The sequence below is a fragment of the Psychroserpens sp. BH13MA-6 genome, from assembly GCF_052983595.1.
This window is the reverse complement of sequence record NZ_JBRJGE010000004.1, coordinates 194,509-218,538: the sequence shown is the minus strand read 5'-3', so window position 1 is coordinate 218,538 and position 24,030 is coordinate 194,509. Positions and strand designations below refer to the sequence as shown.

The window sequence follows — 24,030 nt, the reverse complement described above, 5'->3', positions numbered from 1 at the left end:
AAGTTTTCACATGAATAAAACAATAATTATTTCCAACCGACTTCCACTTCAAATAAAACTAGAAAATGACAAGCTTGAAGTTAAGCCAAGTGTGGGCGGATTGGCAACAGGATTAAAGTCGGTTCATAACGAAGGTAATAGTCTTTGGATTGGTTGGTCAGGCTTGACTGAGGAGGAATTAAATGAAGACCAAGCCAAAGAAGTCAAAGCTCTAGTCAAAAAAGCCAAATGTGATACCGTCTCATTAACTCAGGACGATCTGGATCATTTTTATTATGGGTTCAGCAATCGCACCCTTTGGCCACTATTCCATTATTTTATGGAATATACAGAGTTTGAAAATTCGTATTGGGAGTCTTATAAAACGGTTAATCAAAAATTTGCAGATGCCGTTCTTGAACATGTTGAAGATGGCGACACGGTATGGGTTCACGATTATCAATTGCTACTGTTACCTAAATTAATTAAAGACAAAAAGCCAAACACGACCATTGGTTTCTTCTTACATATTCCGTATCCTTCCTATGAAATATTCAGAACATTTCCTTGGCGCGAGGAGTTGCTCCACGGTATGTTAGGAGCTGATCTTATAGGATTTCATACCTATGATTATGAGCGTCATTTTTTGAGTTCAGTCAAGCGTATTTTGAGACTAGATGTTAAATTCAATGAAGTGACCTATCACGATCGCATCGTGAAAGTGGATTCATTTCCCATGGGTATTGACTACGACAAGTTCTATGATTCAGCTATCAAACAGAAAAACACCGAAAAGTCTGAATTACAAAAACGTTTGGATGACCATATGCAATCAAGTAGTGATGCACGAATGGTATTGTCCATTGATCGAATGGACTATACCAAGGGTATTCCCAATAGGATTCGAGCGTTTGAGTATTTCTTGAATAAATATCCAGAATATAAAGAAAAGGTACGTCTCATTATGCTCGCGGTTCCTTCTAGATCTAATGTTCCTCAATACCAACTTCTTAAACGTGAAACTGATGAATTAGTCGGACGTATTAATGGGCAGTTTGCAACAGTGAGTTGGACGCCTATTTGGTATTTTTATCGTTCTATGCCTTTTGAAAATCTTATTGATCTTTATACTTCTTCACATGTGGCGATGATTACGCCCGTTCGTGATGGAATGAATTTGGTGGCTAAGGAATATGTAGCGACTCGAACGGAACAAGATGGTGTTTTAATATTAAGTGAAATGGCAGGTGCTTCTAAAGAAATGAACGAAGCGATGTTGATTAATCCAAATAATTTTGAGCAGATTGCCGACACGCTGAAATACGCTTTAGAAATGCCCATTGAAGAGCAACAATCTCGAATGAAGATTCTTCAAAAACGCTTACGTCGCTACACTGTTGAGAAATGGGCAGAAGAATTTATGAAATCCTTGCATGCTACCAAAAATTTAGGGGCTGTCATTGTGGCGAAACGCCTCAATCAAACGATACAGACAGAAATGCTATCAAAATTTAAGTCGGCTAAACGTCGCTTATTTTTATTGGATTATGATGGAACATTAGCAGGATTTCAGGATAATCCAAAAGATGCCAGTCCTGATGCTCAGTTATATGAATTACTAGATCAGCTCCAATCAAATAGCAAGAATGATGTGGTGCTTATTAGTGGACGCGACCGAGAAACATTTACAGATTGGTTTGCTGATAAAGATTATAAATTGATCACAGATCACGGAGTATGGCTTAAAACACCCCAGAACGATTGGGAAGCCTTGGAACGACTGAAAAATGATTGGATGGATAATATCAAACCTATTTTAGAAACTTTTGTCGATCGTACGCCAGGAACATTCATTGAAACTAAAAAATACTCTTTAGCTTGGCACTATAGAAAAGCTGATCCTGAATTAGCACAAATCAGAACCATAGAAATTGATACGGTTTTAACAAGTTTGACTTCAAACAATGATTTATCTGTCTTAAAAGGTAACAAAGTCATTGAAATTAAGAGCAGTAGTGTCAACAAAGGGCGCGCTTCATCGCGACTCTTAACTAATGAAGATTATGATTTCATGTTTTGTATTGGAGACGACTGGACCGATGAATACATGTTTGAGGAACTCCCTGATTCTGCTTACACAGTAAAAGTTGGATTTAAAAAAACAAGTGCCAAGTATTATGTCAAAAATACAGATGAAGTCCGAGACGTTTTACATAAATTTATAGAATAAAATTACAATGATATGAGAGTCCTTTTTGCACTATTACTTTCAACAGTAGCCATTTCTGCACAAAACAATTTACAATTATACGATATCATAGATGCTGTGTCTGAAACACGTCTAAGAGCTGATGTTAAAACATTAGCAGATTTTGGAACGAGACACACCTTGAGCGATACGATTTCAGATACCAGAGGCATTGGAGCAGCAAGACGATGGATTAAAGGACAATTCGATAAAATATCGAATGCATGTGATGATTGTCTTGAGGTATTCTACCAAAAAGATCTCGTTAAAAAAGGAACCAATCAACGCATAGTAAACGATGTGATGGTGGTTAATGTGGTAGCGATTCAGCGCGGAACCAAGTATCCCAATCGTTATATTATTATGAGTGGTGATATAGATTCTAGAGTTTCAGATCCAAATAATTTCACATCAGATTCACCAGGTGCCAATGACAATGCTTCAGGAATGGCTGGAGCCATTGAAGCTGCAAGGGTATTATCTAAATATAAATTTGAAAGTAGTATCATCTATCTTGGACTGTCTGGCGAAGAGCAAGGCCTTTTTGGAGGTCAAGGCTTTGCCAAATATGCTCAAGAGCAGAACTGGGATATTATTGGTGTTCTCAACAACGATATGATTGGGAATATCGAGGGTGTTGATGGTGTTATTGACAATCGAACTTTCAGAATTTTTTCAGAGCCTGTACCACCAACTGAAACAGAACGTGAAAGACGTGCAAGACGGTTTTATGGTGGCGAAGTTGACGGTATTTCACGTCAATTGGCACGTTATGTTCATAAAACAGTTAAAACCTATATGCCTGAAATGAACCCAATGATGATTTACAGACTGGATCGATTTGGACGCGGAGGTCACCACAGACCTTTTAATGATCTTGGTTTTGCCGGTATCCGTATTATGGAAGCTCATGAAAACTATACACAACAACATCAAGATATAAGAACTGAAAATAATATAGCATATGGCGATACATTCGAACATGTCAACTTTGGTTATGCAAAAAAACTGACGGCTGTTAACGCCATCAACATGGCGAGTTTAGCTTGGGCACCTCCTTCACCAACAACTGTTGAAATAGGCGGTATAGTTGAACCATCTGTAAAATTAAAATGGGAGGCCGTGAAAGGCGCTAAGGGTTATAAAATATATTGGCGCGACACGACCTCTCCTACTTGGGATCACAGTAGATATGTAGGTAATGTGACTGAGTTTTTATTAGAGGGAATTGTAATTGACAATTACTATTTTGGTGTCGCTTCCGTTGGCGAGAATGGTTTTGAGAGCGTTGTGGTATTTCCTAACAAGATTATGAGATAGATGAAAAGGCTTTTAATTTGCTCGTTGGCCATTTTATTAGGTGTTTCTTGTTCAAAAAAAATCACCAAACCCAGTTATATTAAATTTCAGCAAACCAACGATTCGTTGCATGTAGTCTCAGAGAATCTATTGAAATGTCCTTACCAAATAGTGGCTCAAAAAGAAGGCAAATCGATGTCTGACACATTAGTCATTTTTCCAGAGGAAGAAAAGCGCCTTTTAAGCTTTTCAAAAAACACTATGGACACGCTCACGTTTCTTAAACAATACAAATTAAAAACCGCATATGGCAATTCAAAAATGTCAACGTATGACACGTTGCACCCTTATGAATTACCATTTCTCAAACATAAAGCCTATAAAATACTACAAGGCAATAGAACTAATTTCACGCATAATGGTAGGTTTTCTAGTTATGCTATAGATTTTCAAATGCCTATTGGAGATACTATTTGTGCAGCAAGAGATGGCTATGTTGTTGGTATAATACAACACCATAACAAACATGGCAATGACAAATCGTTTAGAGAATTTGCTAATTATTTAACGATTTATCATGACGATGGCACCTTCAGCCAATACGTGCATTTAAAACAAAACGGTGCATTAGTAACAAGAAATCAGCGTGTAAAAAAAGGAGAACCCATAGCCTTATCAGGTCATACAGGTTGGTCAACACAACCCCATTTACATTTCGCAGTATTTAAGGTTGAACCATTTGAATTTGTTTCCATACCATTCTACTTCAACGACACGTTTAGTACGAATCTTGAAAAAGGACGAATAATGTCTCACTAAATACAAAAAGGCTACCAAATATGGCAGCCTCTTCGATGACTTAAAATAAAAAACTAACTAATTAACTAAAATTTTCTTTGATTTGATACCGTTATCAGATCTTACGATAACCACATAAGTACCTGAAGTGATTTGGCTAGCGTTGATAGCAACCTCATTTTGTGTACTTGAAGTCGACGATTTATAAACAGCCTGACCTAATAAAGAGTAAACCTCTATGGATTCTATTTTTAAATTTGAGTGGTTCAATACTTTAATTTGGTCGTCAGAACGATTGAATAAAACATCCATGGATTGCTCTGCTGTTTGAAATTCATTTAAACTTAAGGTATCCGGTTCTGAAAACACAATTTCAAATCTGTTTAAATAAACACCTGCAGTTAAGTTCACGGCATAATCACCTTCCTTTAGACTATGGTATACACCTAAGTCAGTATCGTGAATAAATATTTTAAATGAACTTGGGATATTTTCTAATTTGTTAATGGAAATAACATTGACACCAGAAGTACTTGTATTCACACCAATTGGAAGCACTGTATCCTCATTCATATCATTAATCCCTTGATTGATAAATTTCCCAGCATCAATTAACCAATACATGTCATCAGCTTGTAAATTATCCATCGCCATATCAAACTCCTGATCATAACCTGAAGATGCATTCTCATCAGCAACGATATTGATTTGTCTCGTGTAGGTATTCGTAGAATTAAATTCTAATCGAATTTTCATTCTTAAATCGGCTTCATTAGGATCCGTGTCTGATACATTACTAGCAAAGAAGCTAGTAGTACTTAAGATTAGACATAAGGATAAAGCAGATAATTTCTTTAAAGTAAGCGTGTTAGAAATAGTAATTTTTCTCATAATAGTAGGTTTTTAATGGGTTTAAGCCATTGTTTAGTTAATTCTCTTTTAAATTGAATGTGTATCATCAAATGCTTTGATCATACGCTGAGGGAGAATACTTTACTATTAAGAAAAGTATGTTGGATTAAATAATGTTATTGTAAATAGTTGGAGACTATAGGTTCATTTATTTTATAGGCTTTGGGACCATTTGTCATTGTATAATAAACTTACAATGTCAATAACGGTTCAAAGATAGAGCGGTTACAATGGAGAAATTCTAAATTCTCGTTAACATGGAAAAAATAATCGATATCGGGATAAAACTGTCAAAAAACATCGATAAACAGCACAATTTGCGATTCCATCAATTTATAAACAGCTCATAAACAATTAGTTAAATGAAATCAGTTAGCCTAAGTGGTTAGATTCGATCACCAAACTGATTTAATCCTCATAAAAAAAAGACCACTCTAAAGAGCGGTCTTATTAGCTGATAGGATGTAACACTAATTCAAAATAATTTTTTGCGAGTAACTTCCGTCTTCAGTAGCTATTTGAACAATGTAAGTCCCAATACTAAGCGCATTGGTGTTTATTGTTAATTTACTGTCTGTGGTGATCTCATCTAATGTCAAAACTGATTGCCCGAGCATACTAAAAACCTCAACACCAGTAATCACTTTATTTTCAGGATTTGAAATGATGATGATGTCTTCTGAATTATCTGTATAAACAATGATATCATTTGCAGTTACTTGAGAGGTTTCAACACTCAAGGTATCTGAATTTGTAAAAACAATCTCGAAACGGTCTAGGTAAGTACCTGCAAGTAGGTCAACCTCATACGACCCATCTTTCAAATTATGGAATAAGCCTAATACATTGTCATGAATATAAATGGCCATGTCATTCGGTATATTCTCCAATTTGTCTATTGAAATTTTATTCAAACCATCACTATCCGTATTGATACCTAGCGGAAGTACTGTCTCTGTATTAATGGTATTTACACCTTGAATGACATATTTACCCTCGTTAATAAGCCAATACATATCGTCTGCTTGGTTATCATAGATTTCAGCATCATAACCCCAATCATAACCCATGGTTGCATTGTCATCGGCTGTAACCAAAATTTTTCGAGTGTATGTATTCACGGAGTTGAACTTTAGCCTTATTTTCATTCTAAGATCGGCTTCACTAGCATCGTTTCTGTGATTACTCTCAATGTCACTCGTGCGTATAAATGTTGAAGCACTATTATTTTCAGTAACAAAAACACGTTGGCTATTCTTAAACCTGACCGTTCCAGTATTTTCACCAACGACAAAAAATCCTTGACCTACTGGTATATATCTACCTGGTAGTTTTGAACCTACTGAAGCACTTTGATCAACATCTGCATCTGGAGTGGCATATGCAACTGCAGGAACGGCTCCGGCCAGATTATAAGTAGCATAACCGCCTTGATATTCTGACAACACATGCGATCCTCCACCCCAATGTTCCCAAAAATAAAGTGTTCCGGTAGTATTTCCTGGTGCATCAATCGTAGGTGCATTGTCTAAAATAAATTGATGAGCATCTATTGCCGAGGCATAAGGATTTCCAATCAGATAATCATTTCCTGCATTGAGCGGTAGTGTTATATCCCCATTATTGGGTTTTCCTTTGACGGTATAATTCTGCTCCAATGACATGTCTCCTAAAGTATTCGCAACCCCTTTCATTGTGAAACCTTCACCTGCCTTCAAGATTCCGGTGCTTCTCACATGTTGCCATGACGAGTAATCATCATCCGTTTGATTCGCAAATTTCCAAATCCAATAATCGGCAATTGTGATTGGTGACGTTGGACTCCCATCATAAGTGTTAGTCACAAAATTAATAGCTTGAGGCGCTGAGGCATTTGTACCGTCTTTAAATACGGCACTTACGCTATAATTTGTATTATTACTTGTTGTACTTGTAATACCAACTGGTGATGACCAATAGTTATAAGTATAAAGGTCTCTCGTTCCTTGTTGATCCTTTTCTAAAGCACCTGAACTCGTGATGTCTAAAGTACTTTCTTCAGATTGCACTAATTGGGACTCACCTTGTAAATCAATCGTACCATCAAGTTTTAAGTACCAAGAATTGAACAGTCCTGAATCGCCATTAATTTCTAACGATTTACCGCTATCAACAATGAGTCCTATGGTTCCGTGATTCTGATCTGTTTTAAGATCATCTGAAATTTTCACTATGGCACAAGCTGTATGTGCACCATCAATATCCCAAACGTCACCATGCAACCAGTTATCTTTGTCCTTCCAGTTCCCTGTGCCACCAGCCTTGGTCACGTATGGTAAAGGCGCTGTATAATCTTGATACGTTCGCATACCATGTAAATGACCATTCGTATTGGAATTGGAGGTATCAGTTGTTTGTCCGCTATCTAATATATCCATTTTATAATATAGAATGAGGTCACTCCAAAGTAAACCATCTATATCCTTCGGTATCACAACACCTCTCACTTTTCCGCCATTATTTTCGATTTCTTGATAAACTTGTCTTTGCAATTGATCGCTTGTCAAGGCTTTTCCGTAAACACGAGTTTCGTAGATAGAACCTTTAAAATAATTGTTGTCGTTGTAGGAGTTTCTACCAATTTCAAAATCATGGTCTGAATTCCAGGATGCTTGGTTATTAAGCGCTGTACCGTCTAATAGTAGGTATTCCCATACAAGGTCTCCATTAATAAACATTTGCACACTACCATTATTACCATCGTAAACTGCAGCTACATGGTACCACATATTTTTAGTGAATATGGGAGATGCATTACTAGGAGATGTCACAGAATTTGAAGAGGATCCATTTGTTTTAACAAATAACCTCAAACGGTTATTGTTATCCATATTAAGTTTAAAGTTACGTTGTCCCATAATCTCACCACCAGTCGCGTCAGCATCTAACTTAACCCAAGTCATCATAGTCACTTCCGATTTATTTCCTAAAAACGCGGATCTGTTGATGTAGTCATCTACACCATCAAAATCCAATGTAAGACTTTGCACATCACTAAAGGCAATTTCAAATCTATCGTTTACCGAAGATGTACTACCCACAGCATCCATAGACAATTCAAAAGTAATGGTTTGGAAAACGCCATTCAATCGAACACTTCCTGAGGCCGTTCCAGCAAGGGGTGGACCACATTCTGACGGCAACGACGTGTAAGTTTGTCCAGGGTCTCTTCCTAATGACGTACTAGTCACAACGAAATGCGAACCATTTCCAGATAATCGTGTAAAAGTAATTCCTGGAGTTACTATCGATACTAAAGTTGACGACGTTAGATTACTAACCTGGCCTCCTCCCAATCTATCAAAATGCATGACTGGGTTTTCAACGGCTTTACTAAAATTAAACGTTAAAAAAGCAGTGTTCGGAAAGGTATGTCTGATACTTAAAGACGGATTTCCAACAATGGTAGGATCGCTATAAGCACTATTGTTACAGCCCATACTATCATGTGTTTGAAAATCGTTCAAAGTGTAACTTGTACCGGAACCATAATTTGTGGCTGAAGCTGTGATATCTATGGCTCCAGCAGCCGTTGTCCATGTGGTAGAAGCACCTCCTCCATTGGCACTCCATACACCTGATTTTTGAGCGAATACTGCATTAGCATTGATTAAAACAATGGTCACTAAGCAGATGTTCTTGATAAAAGTAGCATTTAAAAAATGAGTAATTTTTTCCATAATAATACTTTTTTAATGACGTATGTGCCAATTAGTACATATCATCCCTTTTTAATTGATTGACTTTTAACTATCATTTGTGATTCTTAAAAATCACAATAGCATCATGAGGGAGAATACTTTGCTTACGCTGAAAAGTATTTTGGATTAATTTTGGTATTGAAATAGGTCTGAAAGATAGTTGACCCTAACATAAGCTCTGGATGCGAATTCTCGACATTCATTTAAACAGGTCAATAATTTCATAGGCTTGGGGCCATATTGCGTAAATTAAAACGCAACGTTATTTCAACAACAGGACAAATGTATTTAGGCCTATCGTGTTGAAAATCATAATATTGATAAAACCACCAATATATTCGATAAAAGACATGAAGTGGTAAATTTTTCCGATAAAGAACTTTTTTTATACTTTTAATCACACGAAGACAAGTCGTTTTTAACTTTCAAATTATTATGGAACTTTATTTTGAATCAGATCAGGAATGGCGCGCATGGCTGGAAAATAACCATGATAATTCTAGTGGTGTCTACCTTATTTTTTATAAGGTTGACCATCACAAAAACTCTATGCGATGGGAAGAAGCCGTAAAGGTCGCATTGTGTTATGGCTGGATTGACTCTACGGTAAAGAGTTTAGGAAACGGGAAACGACGCCAATATTTTTGTCAAAGAAAACCAAAAAGCGTCTGGAGTGCTCTAAACAAAACATACATCCAAGAACTTAAAAAAGCAAACTTGATGCATAAGCGAGGTCTCGAATCTATAGCGATAGCGAAAGCAAATGGCAGTTGGACTGCTTTAGATGACGTTGAAAATGGCGTTATTCCGAAGGACCTACAATTGGCATTTGACATGAATCCTGAAGCCTTTGAAAACTATAACAATTTCGCTCCTTCCTATAGAAAAGGATACCTCTATTGGTTAAATCAAGCAAAGCGAGAAACCACTAGAGAACGAAGAATTCAAGAAATAATTAATTGCTGTCACGAAAATATCAAAAGTCGGGATAACCGGTAATCTTTTATTAAATTTATAACATAGACGACGTTACATGTCAGACGAAATAACATCTTCAAAGAAAAAACGCTGGAAAATTAATTGGACTTCTGATAAAATCATGAGTACCTCAGCGCTGTTTATAAGTGTCATCTCTTTAATCGCATTGCTCTATCAATCCTATCTGGCTCGAGAGGATAACAAGCTCACGCAAATGCAGCAAAGTGCCAGTGTGCTTCCTTATTTAAATCAATGGCTTAGTGACTATAATGACACCTTTAAATTGGTTATCGGGAATAAAGGAGTAGGTCCAGCATTTATTACGAATGTTGACATTACAGTAGATAACTCCAAAAACTTTCAAAGTTCTAACGCTTTTTTTCAAGATATGCTTAAAACCTATCAACCATTAGACACCATTTCCTATCTACAAAGTGATTTGGTGAAAGGCTTTGTGTTACCTGCCAATGACGCGATAAGTGTTATTGAAGTTTATGGATCGGATAACATTACAGCGTTTAAGAAAGCCTTTAATGCTATGAATATTGTATTTAAAATTACTTATGAGGATGTTTACGGGACACAATGGCTTCTCACTAATGTAGAATCCAAGGACAATAGTGCAAACATCCCTATTTTAATCTCAAAAGACTAACTAAATACCATTAATAAAACTACCATAAGGATCTTTAAACTGAATACCTTCAGTGAATCGAAATTTATTCAATTGCTTAAATTCTACAAGCGCCCAAAGCACAAATTCCTTTACAAAATAACTATCCTCTTTACTGAGTTTCGGCTGATATTCGCCTAACAAATCATCTAATGGTGATACAGCATCGAGTAAAGCTTTATATTCCTTATTACGAAGATCGTCCAATATCTCAAACCCGTCTTGCTGATTAAAAAACCATGAAATAATATCATCGTAAGGTGTTTCTTCAGAATCTTTCTTGAGTTTTTCAATTTTTGGAAAAAATTCTACAAACAAGGCTTTCACAGCCTCACCAATCAAATTATACGCAACCATCGCAGCACCTTCTTGCTCACCTTCATAAACTAATTCTACCTTTCCTGTGATGGCTGGTATGATCCCAACAAAGTCACTTAAACGGATCGTCGTATTTTCATCTCCTGCCATTAAAGCACGACGTTCAGCGGTACTCAACAAATTTTCTAAAGCTGTGATACTCAAACGAGCACTCACACCACTTTTAGCATCTATATAATCACTTTCACGGGCCTCAAATACAATTTGCTCCAGCAAATCACGAGCTAAATCTGGGACTGCTACCGTGTCTATCTGACTTTCAACCAACTTGGCTTCTTGTTCTGTTATAAGTCGGGCCGTTTCAATATCTACCGGATAATGTGTCAAAATTTGACTCCCGATTCTATCCTTTAAAGGTGTCACGATACTACCTCTATTGGTATAGTCTTCAGGATTAGCAGTAAACAAAAATTGCACATCTAAAGGCAAACGTAATTTAAAACCACGTATTTGAATATCACCCTCTTGAAGAATATTAAATAGCGCCACTTGGATTCTCGCTTGAAGATCAGGTAATTCATTGATCACAAAAATACAACGGTTTGCTCTTGGAATCATACCATAATGAATCACACGATCATCAGCATAGCTCAATTTCAAATTTGCGGCTTTGATGGGATCAACGTCACCAATTAAATCGGCAACTGTCACATCTGGCGTTGCTAACTTTTCCGCAAATCGATCGCTTCTATGTAACCATGCAATAGGTGTATCATCTCCTTTTTCATCGATAAGTGTTTTGGCAAACCTAGAAATAGGTTGCAACGGATCATCATTTATTTCGGAACCTTCTACTATGGGAATGTAGTCATCTAACAAGTTCAACATTAAACGTGCTAATCGTGTTTTCGCTTGTCCGCGTAAACCCAGCAAATTAATATTATGCCTAGATAATATGGCGCGTTCCAATTCTGGAATTACCGTGTTTTCATAGCCATGAACCCCTTCAAAAGCAGTTTCCTTGTTTTTAATTTTGGCTATAAGGTTGTCTCTAAGTTCATCCTTTATAGATTTAGATTGATAAGCTTGTTTTTTTAATTCTCCTAAGGTATGTATCGTTTCTATTTTCATATATCTTAACCTCTAATTCTTTTTTTTCTATTTGTTTCATAATCTTCAAAAATCATTTCACCAAGTCCTTTTAAACCAGTATAAAAAGCTTTGCCTTGATTGGCATGCGTAAATTCTTGAACAAACTGCATCAGATAACGATCTTGCGCAATCATAAACGTGGTTATAGGAATATGAAGCTTTCTGGCTTGTTGCGCCATCGCATAGCACTTATTGGTAATGTAAGGATTGAGACCGTTACTGTCCTTGTAATACTCCCCATCTGGCAATCGCAAGCAGCTAGGTTTCCCATCGGTGATCATGAATATTTGCTTATTGGTGTTGCGCTTACGTCTCAGTAAATCCATTGCTAATTGTAGACCAGCTACAGTATTGGTATGATAAGGTCCCACTTTTAAATACGGTAAGTCTTTAATTTCAATTTGCCACGCATCATTTCCGAAGACAAGAATATCCAACGTGTCTTTTGGGTAACGTGTTGTAATCAATTCGGCTAAAGCCATAGCCACACGTTTCGCAGGTGTGATACGATCTTCACCATAAAGAATCATACTGTGACTTATATCAATCATGAGCACCGTACTCATTTGGGATTTGTGTAGTGTTTCCTCTACGACCAAATCATCTTCTGTGATATTGAAATCACCAATACCGTGATTAATTTGAGCGTTTCTTAAACTTTCAGTCATGGACACTTTATCCAAAGCATCTCCAAACTGATAGTTTCTAAAATCGCCAGTATGCTCATCACCTATTCCTGGGCTTTTACTTCGGTGATTTCCTTGTCCACTTCGTTTAATCTTTCCAAAGATATGCTCTAAAGCTTGTTGTCTAATAGCCCGTTCAGTTTTAGCCGTAATAGCCATACCTCCTTGACCATCAGGATCTAACTCTTCTTTGAGATAACCTTTCTTTTTAAGGTCTTCAATAAAATCATCTATGGTATATTCCGAAGTGGTTAATTCGTACTCTTTATCTAATTGCCTTAACCAATCTAAAGCCTCGTCCACATCTCCAGAGGTATGTGTGATTAACTCTTTGAAAATTTCAAAAAGCTTTTCAAATGGCGATTGATTAGGTGCTTCGTACGTCTTAAATACAAATCCCTTTCTAAAATCATTTTTCTGTTTCATAGCTCTATAAAAATAATGCTTTTTAAACTGAAAAATATTAAAGCATTACTAAAATTACTCTATGAGTTTTAAATTCTGAAGATTCTCAATTTTTATTTGCTTCCCTTGGGTAGATATCAGACCTTCTTTTTTAAATTGCGATAAAATTCTAATAGCAGACTCGGTTGCCGTTCCCACAATATTCGCATAATCTTCCCGCGACAAATTGATAGGTAAATAGCCATCCTTGTCTTGCCCGAAATTATCGTGAATGTATACCAAAACTTCGGCAAGTCGTTGCTTTACTGATTTCTGAGCCATATCCACCACCGAATTGTCTGAGGATTTTAATTCGTGAGCCATGTGCTGCAACATATCCATGGAAAACTTGGAATTATTTTCCAAGTCTGTCATGATTTCATTCTTCGGGATAAAGCAAACTTCCATGTCATTTAGAGCCACTGCACTTAAATTAGCAGTTTCATCACCAATTAAGGAACGCTGTCCCAGTAAATCTCCTTTCACGACGAGTTTCACAATTTGATCTTTGCCATTAGAACTCAGTTTTGATAATTTACATACACCGTCTTTAACGCAATAAACACCATTTACATTTTCACCTTCTTCAAAAATGATCTCACCTTTCTTAACAAATCTCGAGGTCTTACAACCAGAAATTCGCACCAATTCTTCTCTTGTTAATGCCCTTAAAGAATTAAATTGTCGAATAATGCATTGCTCACACTTGCTCATACCTGATATTTTGAAGTTCTGTAAAATTAACTAAAACATGACAAATATCATATTTAATACTTAGAAGTTTTGTGACTTTTGTTACAGGTATAAATGAGCAAATTAGTATGGAACAAACTACTTGTTTCCACTGCGGTGACAACTGTAATACGACCGTTATCGCATTCGACAATAAAAATTTCTGCTGTAATGGTTGTAAAACAGTGTATGAGATTTTCTCAGAAAATGATTTAACCTGCTATTACGATTTGGAGTCCGCACCAGGTGCTACTCCAAAAGAAATAGAAGGAAAGTATGATTTCCTTTCTCAAGAGAATATCATCGACAAACTCACTGAATTCAATGATGGCGATATACAAATTGCCACCTTGTACATTCCACATATTCATTGTAGTTCTTGTATCTGGATTTTAGAAAACCTTCATAAGTTACACTCAGATATTTCAGCATCACAGGTAAATTTCGGTAAGAAAACTGTTCGTATTACATACAATGCCAAGACCTACTCTCTCAAAGAGGTGGTCGTTCTATTGAGCTCAATAGGCTATGAACCTTATATTTCTTTGGATGATTTTAAAACCGGTCAAGAAAACATCAATAGAAGTCTTATTTACAAACTAGGTGTTGCAGGTTTTGCCTTCGGAAATGTGATGTTTCTGTCCTTTCCAGAATACTTTGAAGTGGGTGAATTCTGGTTAGAACAATACAAACATTTATTTCGATGGCTCATGTTTGCCTTTTCCATTCCGGTCGTTTTTTATGCTGGACAAGATTATTTCATCTCAGCTTTCAAAGGACTTCGCTCTAAAATATTAAATATCGATGTACCTATTGCCTTGGGAATTTCGGTGTTATTTATCAGAAGTACGGTAGACATTATCTTCGATTTGGGATCTGGATTTTTTGATAGCTTAACCGGACTTATTTTTTTCTTACTTCTAGGAAGATTTTTTCAACAGAAAACATACACCTACCTGTCATTTGAACGTGATTACAAATCCTATTTTCCTATCGCTATCACCAAAGTAAATTCTCACGGTGAGGAAACACCAATTCCTGTCTATGATATTGACAAAGGCGACAGGTTACTTATAAGAAATGAAGAATTAATACCCGTTGATGGTATCCTTATAAATGGCAAAGCACGCATCGATTACAGTTTTGTCACGGGAGAATCAGAAACCGTGCGTAAAGTGTCTGGTGACAAATTATATGCTGGTGGAAAGCAGACGTCTGGTAGTATTGAAATGGAAGCGTTAAAATCGGTAGAACAAAGTTATTTAACACAGTTATGGAGTAATGATGTATTTAATAAAAATAAAGAAGATGGTTTTACAACCCTCACCAACAACATCAGTAAACGCTTCACGATTGCCGTTTTGGCAATTGCTTTTGTTTCTACCACATATTGGCTATTTACGGATGCTACGAAAGCAATGAATGTATTCACTGCTGTGCTTATTATTGCGTGTCCGTGTGCCATTGCCTTATCTGCACCATTTACCTTCGGAAATTTACTTCGCATCTTCGGAAAGTTAAAATTCTATGTAAAAAATGCTTCCGTCATTGAACAACTAGCCCAAATCGATACCATTATTTTTGATAAAACTGGAACGATTACCTCAAATCAAAAAAGTAGGGCAAATTATGAAGGCATTGCCTTGAGTGCTTCGGAAGAACAACTATTAAAAAACACATTACGAGGCTCTAATCATCCACTCAGTAGAACGCTTTACGATATTCTTGATGAGCATCAGATTGTATCGCTCAATCATTTTGAAGAACATCTAGGAAAAGGTATTGAAGCCACCTATCATCAAGAGCATATTAAAATAGGGTCCGCCAGTTTTATCGGGAGCAATGAAGCGCCTGTATTAAACACTGCAGTACACGTGAGTACGAATAATCAATACAAGGGAAAATTTACCTTTTACAACAGCTATCGGAAAGGCTTATCGAAACTGTTCAATAAATTAAAAAAACAATATGATCTCGTCATATTATCGGGTGACAATGAAGGCGAATACGCAAATCTTAAAAAGTTACTTCCCGCCAAAACAAAACTGATTTTTAATCAAAAGCCCGATGACAAATTAGAATACATCAAATACCATCAAAGTGAAGGTGCCAAAGTATTAATGATTGGTGACGGACTAAATGATGCTGGTGCTCTTGCTCAAAGTAATGTCGGAATTGCGCTGTCAGAAAATGTGAATGTTTTTTCACCAGCATGTGATGCCATTTTAGATGCTTCCAAATTTCATCAATTACATAAATTTTTAAAAGCCTCTAAAAGTGCCATCCAGATTATAAAATGGAGTTTTGCCTTATCGTTTATCTATAACATGATCGGACTTTATTTTGCGGTTACAGGACAATTAGCACCAGTAATAGCAGCTATTTTAATGCCATTAAGCTCGATAAGTGTGGTCGTTTTTACAACCGTCGCTACCAATATTAAAGGTCGAAAAATAACGTGAATATGCGATATGTCAACTTCACATCTAAAATAATTTTTAAACATGATATAAGTCATGTTTTAAGAACCCGTTCAACTGTAATTTTGAACCATAACTTCTAATAGGTATGAGTGTTATATATATTTTATTGAGTATCAGCATTATTGTTGCTCTCGTGTTTTTCATTGCGTTTATAGCAGCTGTTCGACAAGGGCAATTTGATGACGGCTACACCCCTTCTGTTAGAATGCTTTTTGAAGACGAACTTGTAAAAGAGCAACCAAAACCATCTGTTAAAACAAAAAAGACCAATTAATTATTATGGAAGTTCAACAGTTTCATTACGATAACAAAATCGTTAAAAATTTCCTCTATGCAACGATGCTTTGGGGAGTGGTAGGAATGTTAGTAGGTCTACTACTGGCGTTTATGTTTTTATTCCCAAACATGATAGAAGACCTTTTTCCAGGTGGTGTTTCATGGTTGAGTTTCGGTCGCTTAAGACCTTTGCATACCAATGCTGTCATTTTTGCCTTTGTTGGCAACGCCATTTTTGCAGGTGTTTATTACTCCACACAACGTCTTTTAAAAACAAGAATGTTCAGTGACTTGTTAAGTAAAATCAATTTTTGGGGTTGGCAATTAATTATCGTAGGTGCGGCCATCACCCTTCCTTTAGGCTATACAACGTCCAAAGAATATGCCGAATTAGAATGGCCTTTTGATATTGCAATTGCTGTTATCTGGGTCGTTTTCGGGTGGAATTTAATCGCCACCATTTTAAAACGTCGTCAAAGACATTTGTATGTTGCTATTTGGTTTTACATTGCCACCTTTGTCACCGTAGCGGTACTTCATATTTTCAATAGTTTAGAACTGCCTGTAAGTGGTTTAAAAAGTTACTCTGTTTATGCTGGTGTTCAAGATGCCTTAGTACAATGGTGGTATGGTCATAATGCGGTGGCGTTTTTCTTGACGACGCCATTTTTAGGATTGATGTATTACTTCGTACCTAAAGCAGCTAACAGACCCGTATATTCTTACAGACTATCGATTGTACACTTCTGGTCGTTGATCTTCATTTATATTTGGGCAGGACCTCACCATTTATTGTACACCGCTCTCCCAGAATGGGCACAAAACCTCGGTGTGGCATTTTCAGTCATGCTATTGATGCCCTCTTGGGGAGGAATGATTAACGGACTTCTAACACTGCGCGGTGCATGGGATAAAGTAAGAACAGATCCTGTTTTAAAATTTATGGTAGTTGCCATCACAGGCTATGGCATGGCTACGTTCGAAGGTCCTATGCTTTCTGTTAAAAGCATGAATGCTATGGCCCATTTTACAGACTGGATTATTGCACACGTTCATGTTGGTGCACTCGCATGGAATGGCTTCCTTACTTTCGGAATGATTTACTATTTAGTTCCAAAATTATTCAAAACGAAATTGCACTCAACAGGTTTTGCTAACTTACATTTCTGGATTGGCACCTTAGGAATTATTTTCTATGCGCTTCCGATGTATGTTGCGGGATTTACACAATGGGCTATGTGGAAACAATTTAACCCAGATGGCACTTTAGTCTACGGTAATTTCCTTGAAACCGTAACAGAAATCATTCCAATGTACTGGATGAGAGCTATTGGTGGTACACTTTATATTGCAGGTATGCTCATTTTAGTAGTGAACGTTATTATCACCATTAGAAATGGTAGCAAAGTCACTGATGAATTAGCTGAAGCACCTGCATTAAAACGTGTTTCTAAGCGTCGAGTGGCTGGCGAAGGATGGCACACTTGGTTAGAGCGTAAACCTATTAAATTAACGATTTATGCTACAATCGCCATATTAATTGGAGGTGTTGTTCAAATTATTCCAACCCTTTTGGTTGAAGAAAACATCCCAACCATTTCAAGTGTGAAACCTTACACGCCTCTAGAATTGGAAGGACGGGATATTTATATAAGAGAAGGCTGTGTAGGATGTCATTCTCAAATGGTAAGACCTTTTAGAAATGAAGTCGAACGTTATGGTGAGTATTCAAAAGCTGGTGAATATGTTTATGATCATCCATTCCTTTGGGGCAGTAAACGAACAGGTCCAGACTTACATCGCGTTGGTGGTAAGTATTCAGATAATTGGCACTTAAATCACATGTATGATCCACAAAGCACCTCATCTGGTTCAATTATGCCAGCTTACAAATGGCTTATTAAAAACCAATTAGACAAGTCGCAAACAGAAGCCAAAATGCGAGCGATGGTATCCTTAGGTGTTCCTTATTCTGATCAAGATATCGAGAACGCACAACAAGCCATGACAGAACAGGGGACTCAAATAGAAAAGAACCTGTATTCAGATCCTGATTTCGCCTCTTCTTACGAAGCTGATAAAAAATCTGGTGGTGAGAACTTCGTTGAAATGCGTGATCGAGAAATCGTAGCCATCATAGCATATTTACAACGACTTGGCACAGATATTAAAGTTGAAGATTCAGAAGTAACAACGATTCAAAAACAATAAATCATGCTAAAATTTGTAAAACATCATATGGAAAGTATTACTGGTATAGAAATCTATCCATTAATTTCCTTACTTATATTTTTCAGTTTTTTCGTCATCCTTTTTTGGTGGGTCATCACTGCCAAAAAAGACTATATCAATACAGTGAGTCAAATCCCATTGGACAATCAAAACCAACAGCATCATGAAAACTAGAATCCCATCCTGGATAAGAGTACCAGTAGTATTCTTTATCATTTTCGCAATTACTGAAAACGTCATGGATTATGGCGACAAGTTTGCCTTCATTGAAGAACCGTTGGTAGCTTTATTTTTAGTACTAGTTTTTCTGATACTTGTAGCGATTGAAGGCATTGTAAGTGCCATCAATAACGTACTTTACCAAAGTTTAGATGACGCTGCGAAAACGCGTTATGAATCCAAATTAAATGAGCCGTCCAAACTCCTAAGTTGGTTAAAAACCACCTACACAAAATTAGTAGGTACAAAACCTATTGAAGAAGAACATGATTTAGTGCTCGATCACAATTATGATGGTATCAAAGAGCTTGATAATGATTTACCACCATGGTGGTTGTATGGATTTTATGCATCCATTGTTTTCGCCGCTATTTACCTCGCAAGATTCCATGTTTTTAATGGAGACAATCAATATGAAGAATTAGAAGCCGAAATAGCTCAAGCAGAAATTGAAATTGAAGCGTACAAAAAAACAGCTAAGGATTTAGTTGATTTCAATACGGTCACTGTATTGACGGATGCTAGTGATCTAAAAGAAGGACAGGTAATTTTTGAAACGAACTGTGTGGCTTGTCATAAAGCAGATGGTGGTGGTGGTATAGGCCCTAACCTAACAGACAAACACTGGATTTTAGGTGGTGGCATTAAAAACGTATTTAAAACTGTCGCAGAAGGCGGTCGTGATGGTAAGGGTATGATTGCTTGGAAACAAAGTTTAAAACCTTCAGAAATCGCACAAGTGGCGAGTTATGTATTACAGTTTCAGGGCACCACACCTGCCGAACCAAAGGCTGCAGAAGGTGATATTTGGACGAGTGAAGAAGCTCCCGCTGAAGACATTCCTACTGAAATGATGGAAGTTAAAACTGATTCAGTCATTACTATAGAAGAGTAACCATGATGGATACACCCAAAAATGAAAGTTTTAGAGATTCTATTGGCACGGTCAATGAGGATGGAAATCGTGCTTGGGTGTATCCAAAAAAGCCTAGTGGTCCTTATTACGAAAAGCGTAAAATTGTCAGTTATGTTTTACTGACCTTTCTTTTTGCTGCACCATTTATAAAAATAAATGGCAATCAATTTTTGATGTTTAATGTTCTTGAGCGTCGCTTCAATATTTTCGGCTTCCCTTTTTGGCCACAAGATTTTCACTTATTTGTGATATCAATGATTATTGGTGTGATATTCGTCACGCTCTTTACGGTTGGTTTTGGTCGTATCTTCTGTGGATGGATTTGTCCGCAAACTATTTTTATGGAAATGGTTTTCCGAAGAATAGAATATTGGATTGATGGTGATAGAAATAAACAGCGAAAATTAGACGAGCAGAAGTGGGATGCTGAAAAGATTCGTAAACGACTACTCAAATGGTTCCTATTTTTGGTTATCTCTTTCCTCATAGCAAACATATTTTTGGCGTATCTTATAGGAAGTGACAAACTCTTAAGATATGTCATTGACGGGCCGTTTGAACATTTGGGCACCTTGTTTCCTCTCATCATATTTACCGCCATATTTTATTTTGTATTTGCGTGGTTTCGAGAGCAAGTCTGCATCATCGCTTGTCCTTACGGGAGACTCCAAGGTGTACTTCTTGATAATAAATCTATCGTAGTCGCCTATGATCACAAAAGAGGTGAAGGTGAAAATGGGCGTAAAAAATTCAGAAAGAATGAGGATCGTGAAGCCTTAGGTCACGGTGATTGTATTGATTGCCTGCAATGTGTGCATGTGTGTCCTACAGGTATAGACATAAGAAATGGCACACAGTTAGAATGTGTGAACTGTACAGCCTGTATTGATGAATGTGATCATATTATGGAGAGCATTAATCTTCCGAAAGGGTTAATTCGGTATGCCAGTGAAGACAATATTGAAAAGAAAAAGAAATTTAAATTCACACCTCGACTTAAAGGATACACCGCAGTACTAGTTATTTTAATTGGTGTATTAACAGGAATGCTCCTATTGAGAAATGATGTTGAAGCAAGAATATTGAGGCTCCCAGGGCAACTTTATGAGCATAAAGGCGAAGCCATCATCAGCAATGTTTTTACCTATAAATTAGTAAACAAAACGACCGACAGCATTACTAATGTGAGCTTCAGATTGCGTAAATATAAAGGTGAAATCAAATTAGTATCTGCATCTGAAACAATCACGGTACCTGCACAAGGACTGGCAGAAGGAACTATGTTTATTGAAATCAACAAAAGCGAACTAAAAGGTGATCGGAATAAGCTTATGATTGACGTTTACAATGAGGATGACCTCATAGAAACAACAACTGTCAATTTTTTAGGACCGAGAAGTTATAATTAAACACTGAACATTATGAAATTTAATTGGGGAACAGGTATCGTACTAGCATTTATAGGCTTTATAGCCTTTATCATGTATTTTGTCATCAATATGAACACCCTGAAAAAATACGATACAGATTTAGTAGTAGAAGACTACTATAAGGAAGAACTTGCCTATCAAAATGAAATTAATAAAGAGAATAACGCCAAAACGCTTGAAAAGAATGTTTCATGGACACGTACCGAAAATGGTCTTGAAATAGCCTTTCCTGAAACCATGGATGCCAAAGAAATTACTGGAAATGTGTTCCTATATAGACCATCTAATAAACAATTAGACTTTGAAACAACGATTTCACTGTCCGATCACAATTTGCTCATACCTGACAAACGTTTGTTAGATGGTCGTTGGAACATTAAAGTGGATTGGCAATATAAAGGAAAATCATATCTCTTCAAAAAAGACATTGTTTACTAAGTCAACTAAATATGCTCTGGTCTGCAATCATATTCGGTTTATTAGGAAGCTTCCACTGTGTTGGGATGTGTGGACCAATTGCCTTTATGCTACCCGTAGACCGTCGTAATTCCACAAGAAAAATCACCCAAGTTTTTACCTATCATCTAGGGCGACTATTAGCATACAGTCTCATAGGATTCATTTTTGGACTGCTAGGAAAAGGCTTGTACATTTTTGGTCTGCAACAACAGCTGTCTATTGCCATCGGTTTATTGATAATTGTTGTCGTACTTATTCCTGTTCAGACGTTTAATAAATACAATCTTTCTAAACCCATCTACCGAGTTATTTCAAAAGTAAAAACATCGCTAGGTAAAGCCCTTAAAAAGAAAACAGCCGATACCTTTTTAACGATTGGTTTTCTTAATGGTTTTTTACCTTGTGGTTTGGTGTATATGGCCATCATTGCTTCGTTTGCCATAGAAAATGCTGTTCAAAGTAGCGTATACATGTTCCTATTCGGTGTGGGCACAATACCCTTAATGACTTCAGCTATCTATTTAGGCAAGTTTTTAAATGTAAGAGCCAAACAAGGTATACAAAGGGTCATTCCTGTTTTTGTCATCCTCATGGGACTTCTTTTTATTGTAAGAGGTTTAGGATTAGGCATCCCTTATCTATCTCCTACGCCCATTGTGGAAATGGCATCAAGTGCGATTGAATGTCATTAAAATAAGATTATTAATGATATAAGTCATAGTTTTTCGTGGTTGATCACTCTAACTTTAAGATTGAATTAAAACGAAAAATCATGAAAAAAAGAATGCCAGTTTCAACGATAATGACCAAGAATGTCATCACCTTAAATCTAAGCGACAATTTAGAGACTGCAGAGTCCTTATTTAAAAGCAACCATATCCGACATATTCCTGTCGTGAGTGGTGATCAAGTAACAGGAATGCTAAGCTATACCGATCTTTTAAGAATTAGTTTTGCCGATGCCGTAGACGAAAATGAACAGGAGGTAGATACCGTAGTTTATAACATGTTTACCATAGAGCAAGTCATGGCCAAAAATTTGGTAAGTGTTAATGCAAATACGACCATTAAAGAAGTTGCGGAAATTCTATCCAAAAAAGAGTTTCATGCACTCCCTGTTTTAGAAAACAATAAACTTGTGGGTATTGTAACGACCACAGACCTTATCAATTATTTACTAGAGCAATTCTAAGACAGTATTCACGCACATTAAATCCTAAAGTATGATCGATCATCTTTGGGATTTATTGTTATTCGACATCATTACAGCCATTTGATAAGGAATAGGTATCTTAGTACCAAGCGTAATTATTTCTACTGACCACATTATTATGAGCACACATATTGAAGCAAAACAAGGCGAGATTGCAGAAACGGTATTATTACCTGGTGATCCAATGAGAGCAAAATGGATTGCTGAAACCTTTTTTGATAATCCTAAGCTTTATAACGATGTTAGAGGCATGTTAGGTTACACAGGAACTTACAAAGGAAAGTTAGTTTCGGTTCAAGGTACTGGCATGGGAATTCCATCATGTTTAATTTATTGCAATGAACTCATCAATGATTATGGCGCAAAAAATTTGGTACGTGTTGGTTCGGCTGGCTCATATCAAAAACACGTCCATATCAGAGATATCGTTATTGCTATGGCTGCTTCTTCTACATCAGGCATTAATAATTCCAGATTCATAAATGCCGATTATGCACCAACCGCTAATTTTGAGTTGTTTATGAAAGCAGCTTCCTATGCGAAAGCAAATAACATACCTATCAAAGCGGGTAACATTTTATCATCTGATGAATTTTATGAAGATGATTATAATGCTTATAAAAAGTGGGCAGATTTTGGGGTTCTGTGTGTTGAAATGGAAACAGCAGGTTTATACACAGTAGCTGCAAAGCATCAGGTGAATGCCCTCTCAATTCTTACTATTTCTGACTCTTTGGTCACTAAGGAACATACCTCTAGTGATGAACGAGAGTCTACCTTTAATACCATGATTGAAATTGCCTTAAGTACGTTAGACTAATTTTTTCTATTGAAAAGACCTAC

Annotated in this window: 20 protein-coding genes; 15 read left to right on the top strand and 5 right to left on the bottom strand. The window is 36.7% G+C overall.

What is annotated here, in order from left to right:
- Positions 1-10 precede the first annotated feature (10 nt).
- From ACU8DI_RS10055 to ACU8DI_RS10045, 3 genes are read left to right on the top strand one after another with little or no spacing between them, the layout of a single operon-like run.
- Positions 11-2,209 (top strand): bifunctional alpha,alpha-trehalose-phosphate synthase (UDP-forming)/trehalose-phosphatase, encoded by a 2,199-nt coding sequence (locus ACU8DI_RS10055; protein ID WP_447112644.1) that lies wholly within the window; start codon positions 11-13, stop codon positions 2,207-2,209.
- 12 nt (positions 2,210-2,221) lie between these two features.
- Positions 2,222-3,547 carry a M28 family peptidase gene (locus ACU8DI_RS10050; protein WP_447112643.1) on the top strand — a complete coding sequence of 442 codons (1,326 nt, stop codon included), beginning with the start codon at positions 2,222-2,224 and terminating at the stop codon, positions 3,545-3,547.
- Positions 3,548-4,345, top strand: coding sequence for a M23 family metallopeptidase (locus ACU8DI_RS10045; RefSeq protein WP_447112642.1), 798 nt, complete (start codon positions 3,548-3,550; stop codon positions 4,343-4,345). It abuts the gene before it with no gap.
- Between the two features lie 57 nt (positions 4,346-4,402).
- Here the strand turns inward: ACU8DI_RS10045 and ACU8DI_RS10040 are convergent, their stop codons facing one another.
- The gene (locus tag ACU8DI_RS10040; protein ID WP_447112641.1) at positions 4,403-5,215 is read right to left on the bottom strand and encodes a T9SS type A sorting domain-containing protein; all 813 of its coding nucleotides are present in this window, start codon (positions 5,213-5,215) and stop codon (positions 4,403-4,405) included.
- Between the two features lie 491 nt (positions 5,216-5,706).
- Positions 5,707-8,955: a LamG-like jellyroll fold domain-containing protein gene (locus tag ACU8DI_RS10035; RefSeq protein WP_447112640.1), complete on the bottom strand. Its 3,249-nt coding sequence runs from the start codon at positions 8,953-8,955 to the stop codon at positions 5,707-5,709.
- 456 nt (positions 8,956-9,411) lie between these two features.
- Between ACU8DI_RS10035 and ACU8DI_RS10030 the strand changes: the two genes are divergently transcribed.
- Positions 9,412-9,975, top strand: a complete 564-nt coding sequence (locus tag ACU8DI_RS10030) for a YdeI/OmpD-associated family protein (protein WP_447112639.1) — start codon at positions 9,412-9,414, stop codon at positions 9,973-9,975.
- Positions 9,976-10,009: 34 nt separating this feature from the next.
- Positions 10,010-10,609 carry a hypothetical protein gene (locus tag ACU8DI_RS10025; protein WP_447112638.1) on the top strand — a complete coding sequence of 200 codons (600 nt, stop codon included), beginning with the start codon at positions 10,010-10,012 and terminating at the stop codon, positions 10,607-10,609.
- Here ACU8DI_RS10025 and ACU8DI_RS10020 read toward each other — a convergent pair whose 3' ends face one another.
- The 3 genes from ACU8DI_RS10020 to ACU8DI_RS10010 are packed head-to-tail and all read right to left on the bottom strand — an operon-like array spanning position 10,610 to position 13,941.
- A complete protein-coding gene (locus tag ACU8DI_RS10020; RefSeq protein WP_447112637.1) occupies positions 10,610-12,076 on the bottom strand; it encodes a magnesium chelatase in 1,467 nt (488 codons plus the stop codon).
- Positions 12,077-12,081: 5 nt separating this feature from the next.
- A complete protein-coding gene (locus tag ACU8DI_RS10015) occupies positions 12,082-13,209 on the bottom strand; it encodes a vWA domain-containing protein (RefSeq protein ID WP_447112636.1) in 1,128 nt (375 codons plus the stop codon).
- Between the two features lie 54 nt (positions 13,210-13,263).
- Positions 13,264-13,941, bottom strand: coding sequence for a Crp/Fnr family transcriptional regulator (locus ACU8DI_RS10010; protein ID WP_447112635.1), 678 nt, complete (start codon positions 13,939-13,941; stop codon positions 13,264-13,266).
- A gap of 107 nt (positions 13,942-14,048) precedes the next feature.
- Between ACU8DI_RS10010 and ACU8DI_RS10005 the strand changes: the two genes are divergently transcribed.
- The 10 genes from ACU8DI_RS10005 to deoD all read left to right on the top strand — a co-directional run bounded on the left by ACU8DI_RS10005 (position 14,049) and on the right by deoD (position 24,007).
- Entirely contained in the window at positions 14,049-16,421 is a 2,373-nt protein-coding gene (locus ACU8DI_RS10005) for a heavy metal translocating P-type ATPase (RefSeq protein ID WP_447112634.1), read from the top strand.
- 106 nt (positions 16,422-16,527) lie between these two features.
- Positions 16,528-16,716 (top strand): cbb3-type cytochrome oxidase assembly protein CcoS, encoded by a 189-nt coding sequence (gene ccoS / locus ACU8DI_RS10000; protein WP_447112633.1) that lies wholly within the window; start codon positions 16,528-16,530, stop codon positions 16,714-16,716.
- A gap of 5 nt (positions 16,717-16,721) precedes the next feature.
- The gene (ccoN, locus tag ACU8DI_RS09995; RefSeq protein WP_447112632.1) at positions 16,722-18,929 is read left to right on the top strand and encodes a cytochrome-c oxidase, cbb3-type subunit I; all 2,208 of its coding nucleotides are present in this window, start codon (positions 16,722-16,724) and stop codon (positions 18,927-18,929) included.
- A 3-nt stretch (positions 18,930-18,932) separates the two neighbouring features.
- Positions 18,933-19,124 carry a CcoQ/FixQ family Cbb3-type cytochrome c oxidase assembly chaperone gene (locus ACU8DI_RS09990; RefSeq protein WP_447112631.1) on the top strand — a complete coding sequence of 64 codons (192 nt, stop codon included), beginning with the start codon at positions 18,933-18,935 and terminating at the stop codon, positions 19,122-19,124.
- Complete coding sequence (locus ACU8DI_RS09985) at positions 19,114-20,064, top strand: cbb3-type cytochrome c oxidase N-terminal domain-containing protein (RefSeq protein ID WP_447112630.1); 951 nt, start codon at positions 19,114-19,116, stop codon at positions 20,062-20,064. Before ACU8DI_RS09990 ends, ACU8DI_RS09985 begins: the two co-directional genes overlap by 11 nt.
- 5 nt (positions 20,065-20,069) lie before the next feature.
- Positions 20,070-21,494: a cytochrome c oxidase accessory protein CcoG gene (gene ccoG, locus ACU8DI_RS09980; RefSeq protein WP_447112865.1), complete on the top strand. Its 1,425-nt coding sequence runs from the start codon at positions 20,070-20,072 to the stop codon at positions 21,492-21,494.
- Between the two features lie 12 nt (positions 21,495-21,506).
- Positions 21,507-21,953 (top strand): FixH family protein, encoded by a 447-nt coding sequence (locus ACU8DI_RS09975; protein ID WP_447112629.1) that lies wholly within the window; start codon positions 21,507-21,509, stop codon positions 21,951-21,953.
- Between the two features lie 11 nt (positions 21,954-21,964).
- Positions 21,965-22,666 (top strand): sulfite exporter TauE/SafE family protein, encoded by a 702-nt coding sequence (locus ACU8DI_RS09970; protein ID WP_447112628.1) that lies wholly within the window; start codon positions 21,965-21,967, stop codon positions 22,664-22,666.
- A gap of 80 nt (positions 22,667-22,746) precedes the next feature.
- On the top strand, positions 22,747-23,166 hold the full coding sequence (locus tag ACU8DI_RS09965) for a CBS domain-containing protein (RefSeq protein WP_447112627.1): 420 nt from the start codon (positions 22,747-22,749) through the stop codon (positions 23,164-23,166).
- Positions 23,167-23,305: 139 nt separating this feature from the next.
- Positions 23,306-24,007: a purine-nucleoside phosphorylase gene (deoD, locus tag ACU8DI_RS09960; protein WP_447112626.1), complete on the top strand. Its 702-nt coding sequence runs from the start codon at positions 23,306-23,308 to the stop codon at positions 24,005-24,007.
- Positions 24,008-24,030 lie beyond the last annotated feature (23 nt).

What these genes read in the sequence shown, in the direction of transcription:
- ACU8DI_RS10055 (WP_447112644.1), top strand. Translation starts at nt 11, where the DNA reads ATGAATAAAACAATAATTATTTCCAACCGACTTCCACTTCAAATAAAA.
- ACU8DI_RS10050 (WP_447112643.1), top strand. Translation starts at nt 2,222, where the DNA reads ATGAGAGTCCTTTTTGCACTATTACTTTCAACAGTAGCCATTTCTGCA.
- ACU8DI_RS10045 (WP_447112642.1), top strand. Translation starts at nt 3,548, where the DNA reads ATGAAAAGGCTTTTAATTTGCTCGTTGGCCATTTTATTAGGTGTTTCT.
- ACU8DI_RS10040 (WP_447112641.1), bottom strand. Translation starts at nt 5,215, where the DNA reads ATGAGAAAAATTACTATTTCTAACACGCTTACTTTAAAGAAATTATCT.
- ACU8DI_RS10035 (WP_447112640.1), bottom strand. Translation starts at nt 8,955, where the DNA reads ATGGAAAAAATTACTCATTTTTTAAATGCTACTTTTATCAAGAACATC.
- ACU8DI_RS10030 (WP_447112639.1), top strand. Translation starts at nt 9,412, where the DNA reads ATGGAACTTTATTTTGAATCAGATCAGGAATGGCGCGCATGGCTGGAA.
- ACU8DI_RS10025 (WP_447112638.1), top strand. Translation starts at nt 10,010, where the DNA reads ATGTCAGACGAAATAACATCTTCAAAGAAAAAACGCTGGAAAATTAAT.
- ACU8DI_RS10020 (WP_447112637.1), bottom strand. Translation starts at nt 12,076, where the DNA reads ATGAAAATAGAAACGATACATACCTTAGGAGAATTAAAAAAACAAGCT.
- ACU8DI_RS10015 (WP_447112636.1), bottom strand. Translation starts at nt 13,209, where the DNA reads ATGAAACAGAAAAATGATTTTAGAAAGGGATTTGTATTTAAGACGTAC.
- ACU8DI_RS10010 (WP_447112635.1), bottom strand. Translation starts at nt 13,941, where the DNA reads ATGAGCAAGTGTGAGCAATGCATTATTCGACAATTTAATTCTTTAAGG.
- ACU8DI_RS10005 (WP_447112634.1), top strand. Translation starts at nt 14,049, where the DNA reads ATGGAACAAACTACTTGTTTCCACTGCGGTGACAACTGTAATACGACC.
- ccoS (WP_447112633.1), top strand. Translation starts at nt 16,528, where the DNA reads ATGAGTGTTATATATATTTTATTGAGTATCAGCATTATTGTTGCTCTC.
- ccoN (WP_447112632.1), top strand. Translation starts at nt 16,722, where the DNA reads ATGGAAGTTCAACAGTTTCATTACGATAACAAAATCGTTAAAAATTTC.
- ACU8DI_RS09990 (WP_447112631.1), top strand. Translation starts at nt 18,933, where the DNA reads ATGCTAAAATTTGTAAAACATCATATGGAAAGTATTACTGGTATAGAA.
- ACU8DI_RS09985 (WP_447112630.1), top strand. Translation starts at nt 19,114, where the DNA reads ATGAAAACTAGAATCCCATCCTGGATAAGAGTACCAGTAGTATTCTTT.
- ccoG (WP_447112865.1), top strand. Translation starts at nt 20,070, where the DNA reads ATGGATACACCCAAAAATGAAAGTTTTAGAGATTCTATTGGCACGGTC.
- ACU8DI_RS09975 (WP_447112629.1), top strand. Translation starts at nt 21,507, where the DNA reads ATGAAATTTAATTGGGGAACAGGTATCGTACTAGCATTTATAGGCTTT.
- ACU8DI_RS09970 (WP_447112628.1), top strand. Translation starts at nt 21,965, where the DNA reads ATGCTCTGGTCTGCAATCATATTCGGTTTATTAGGAAGCTTCCACTGT.
- ACU8DI_RS09965 (WP_447112627.1), top strand. Translation starts at nt 22,747, where the DNA reads ATGAAAAAAAGAATGCCAGTTTCAACGATAATGACCAAGAATGTCATC.
- deoD (WP_447112626.1), top strand. Translation starts at nt 23,306, where the DNA reads ATGAGCACACATATTGAAGCAAAACAAGGCGAGATTGCAGAAACGGTA.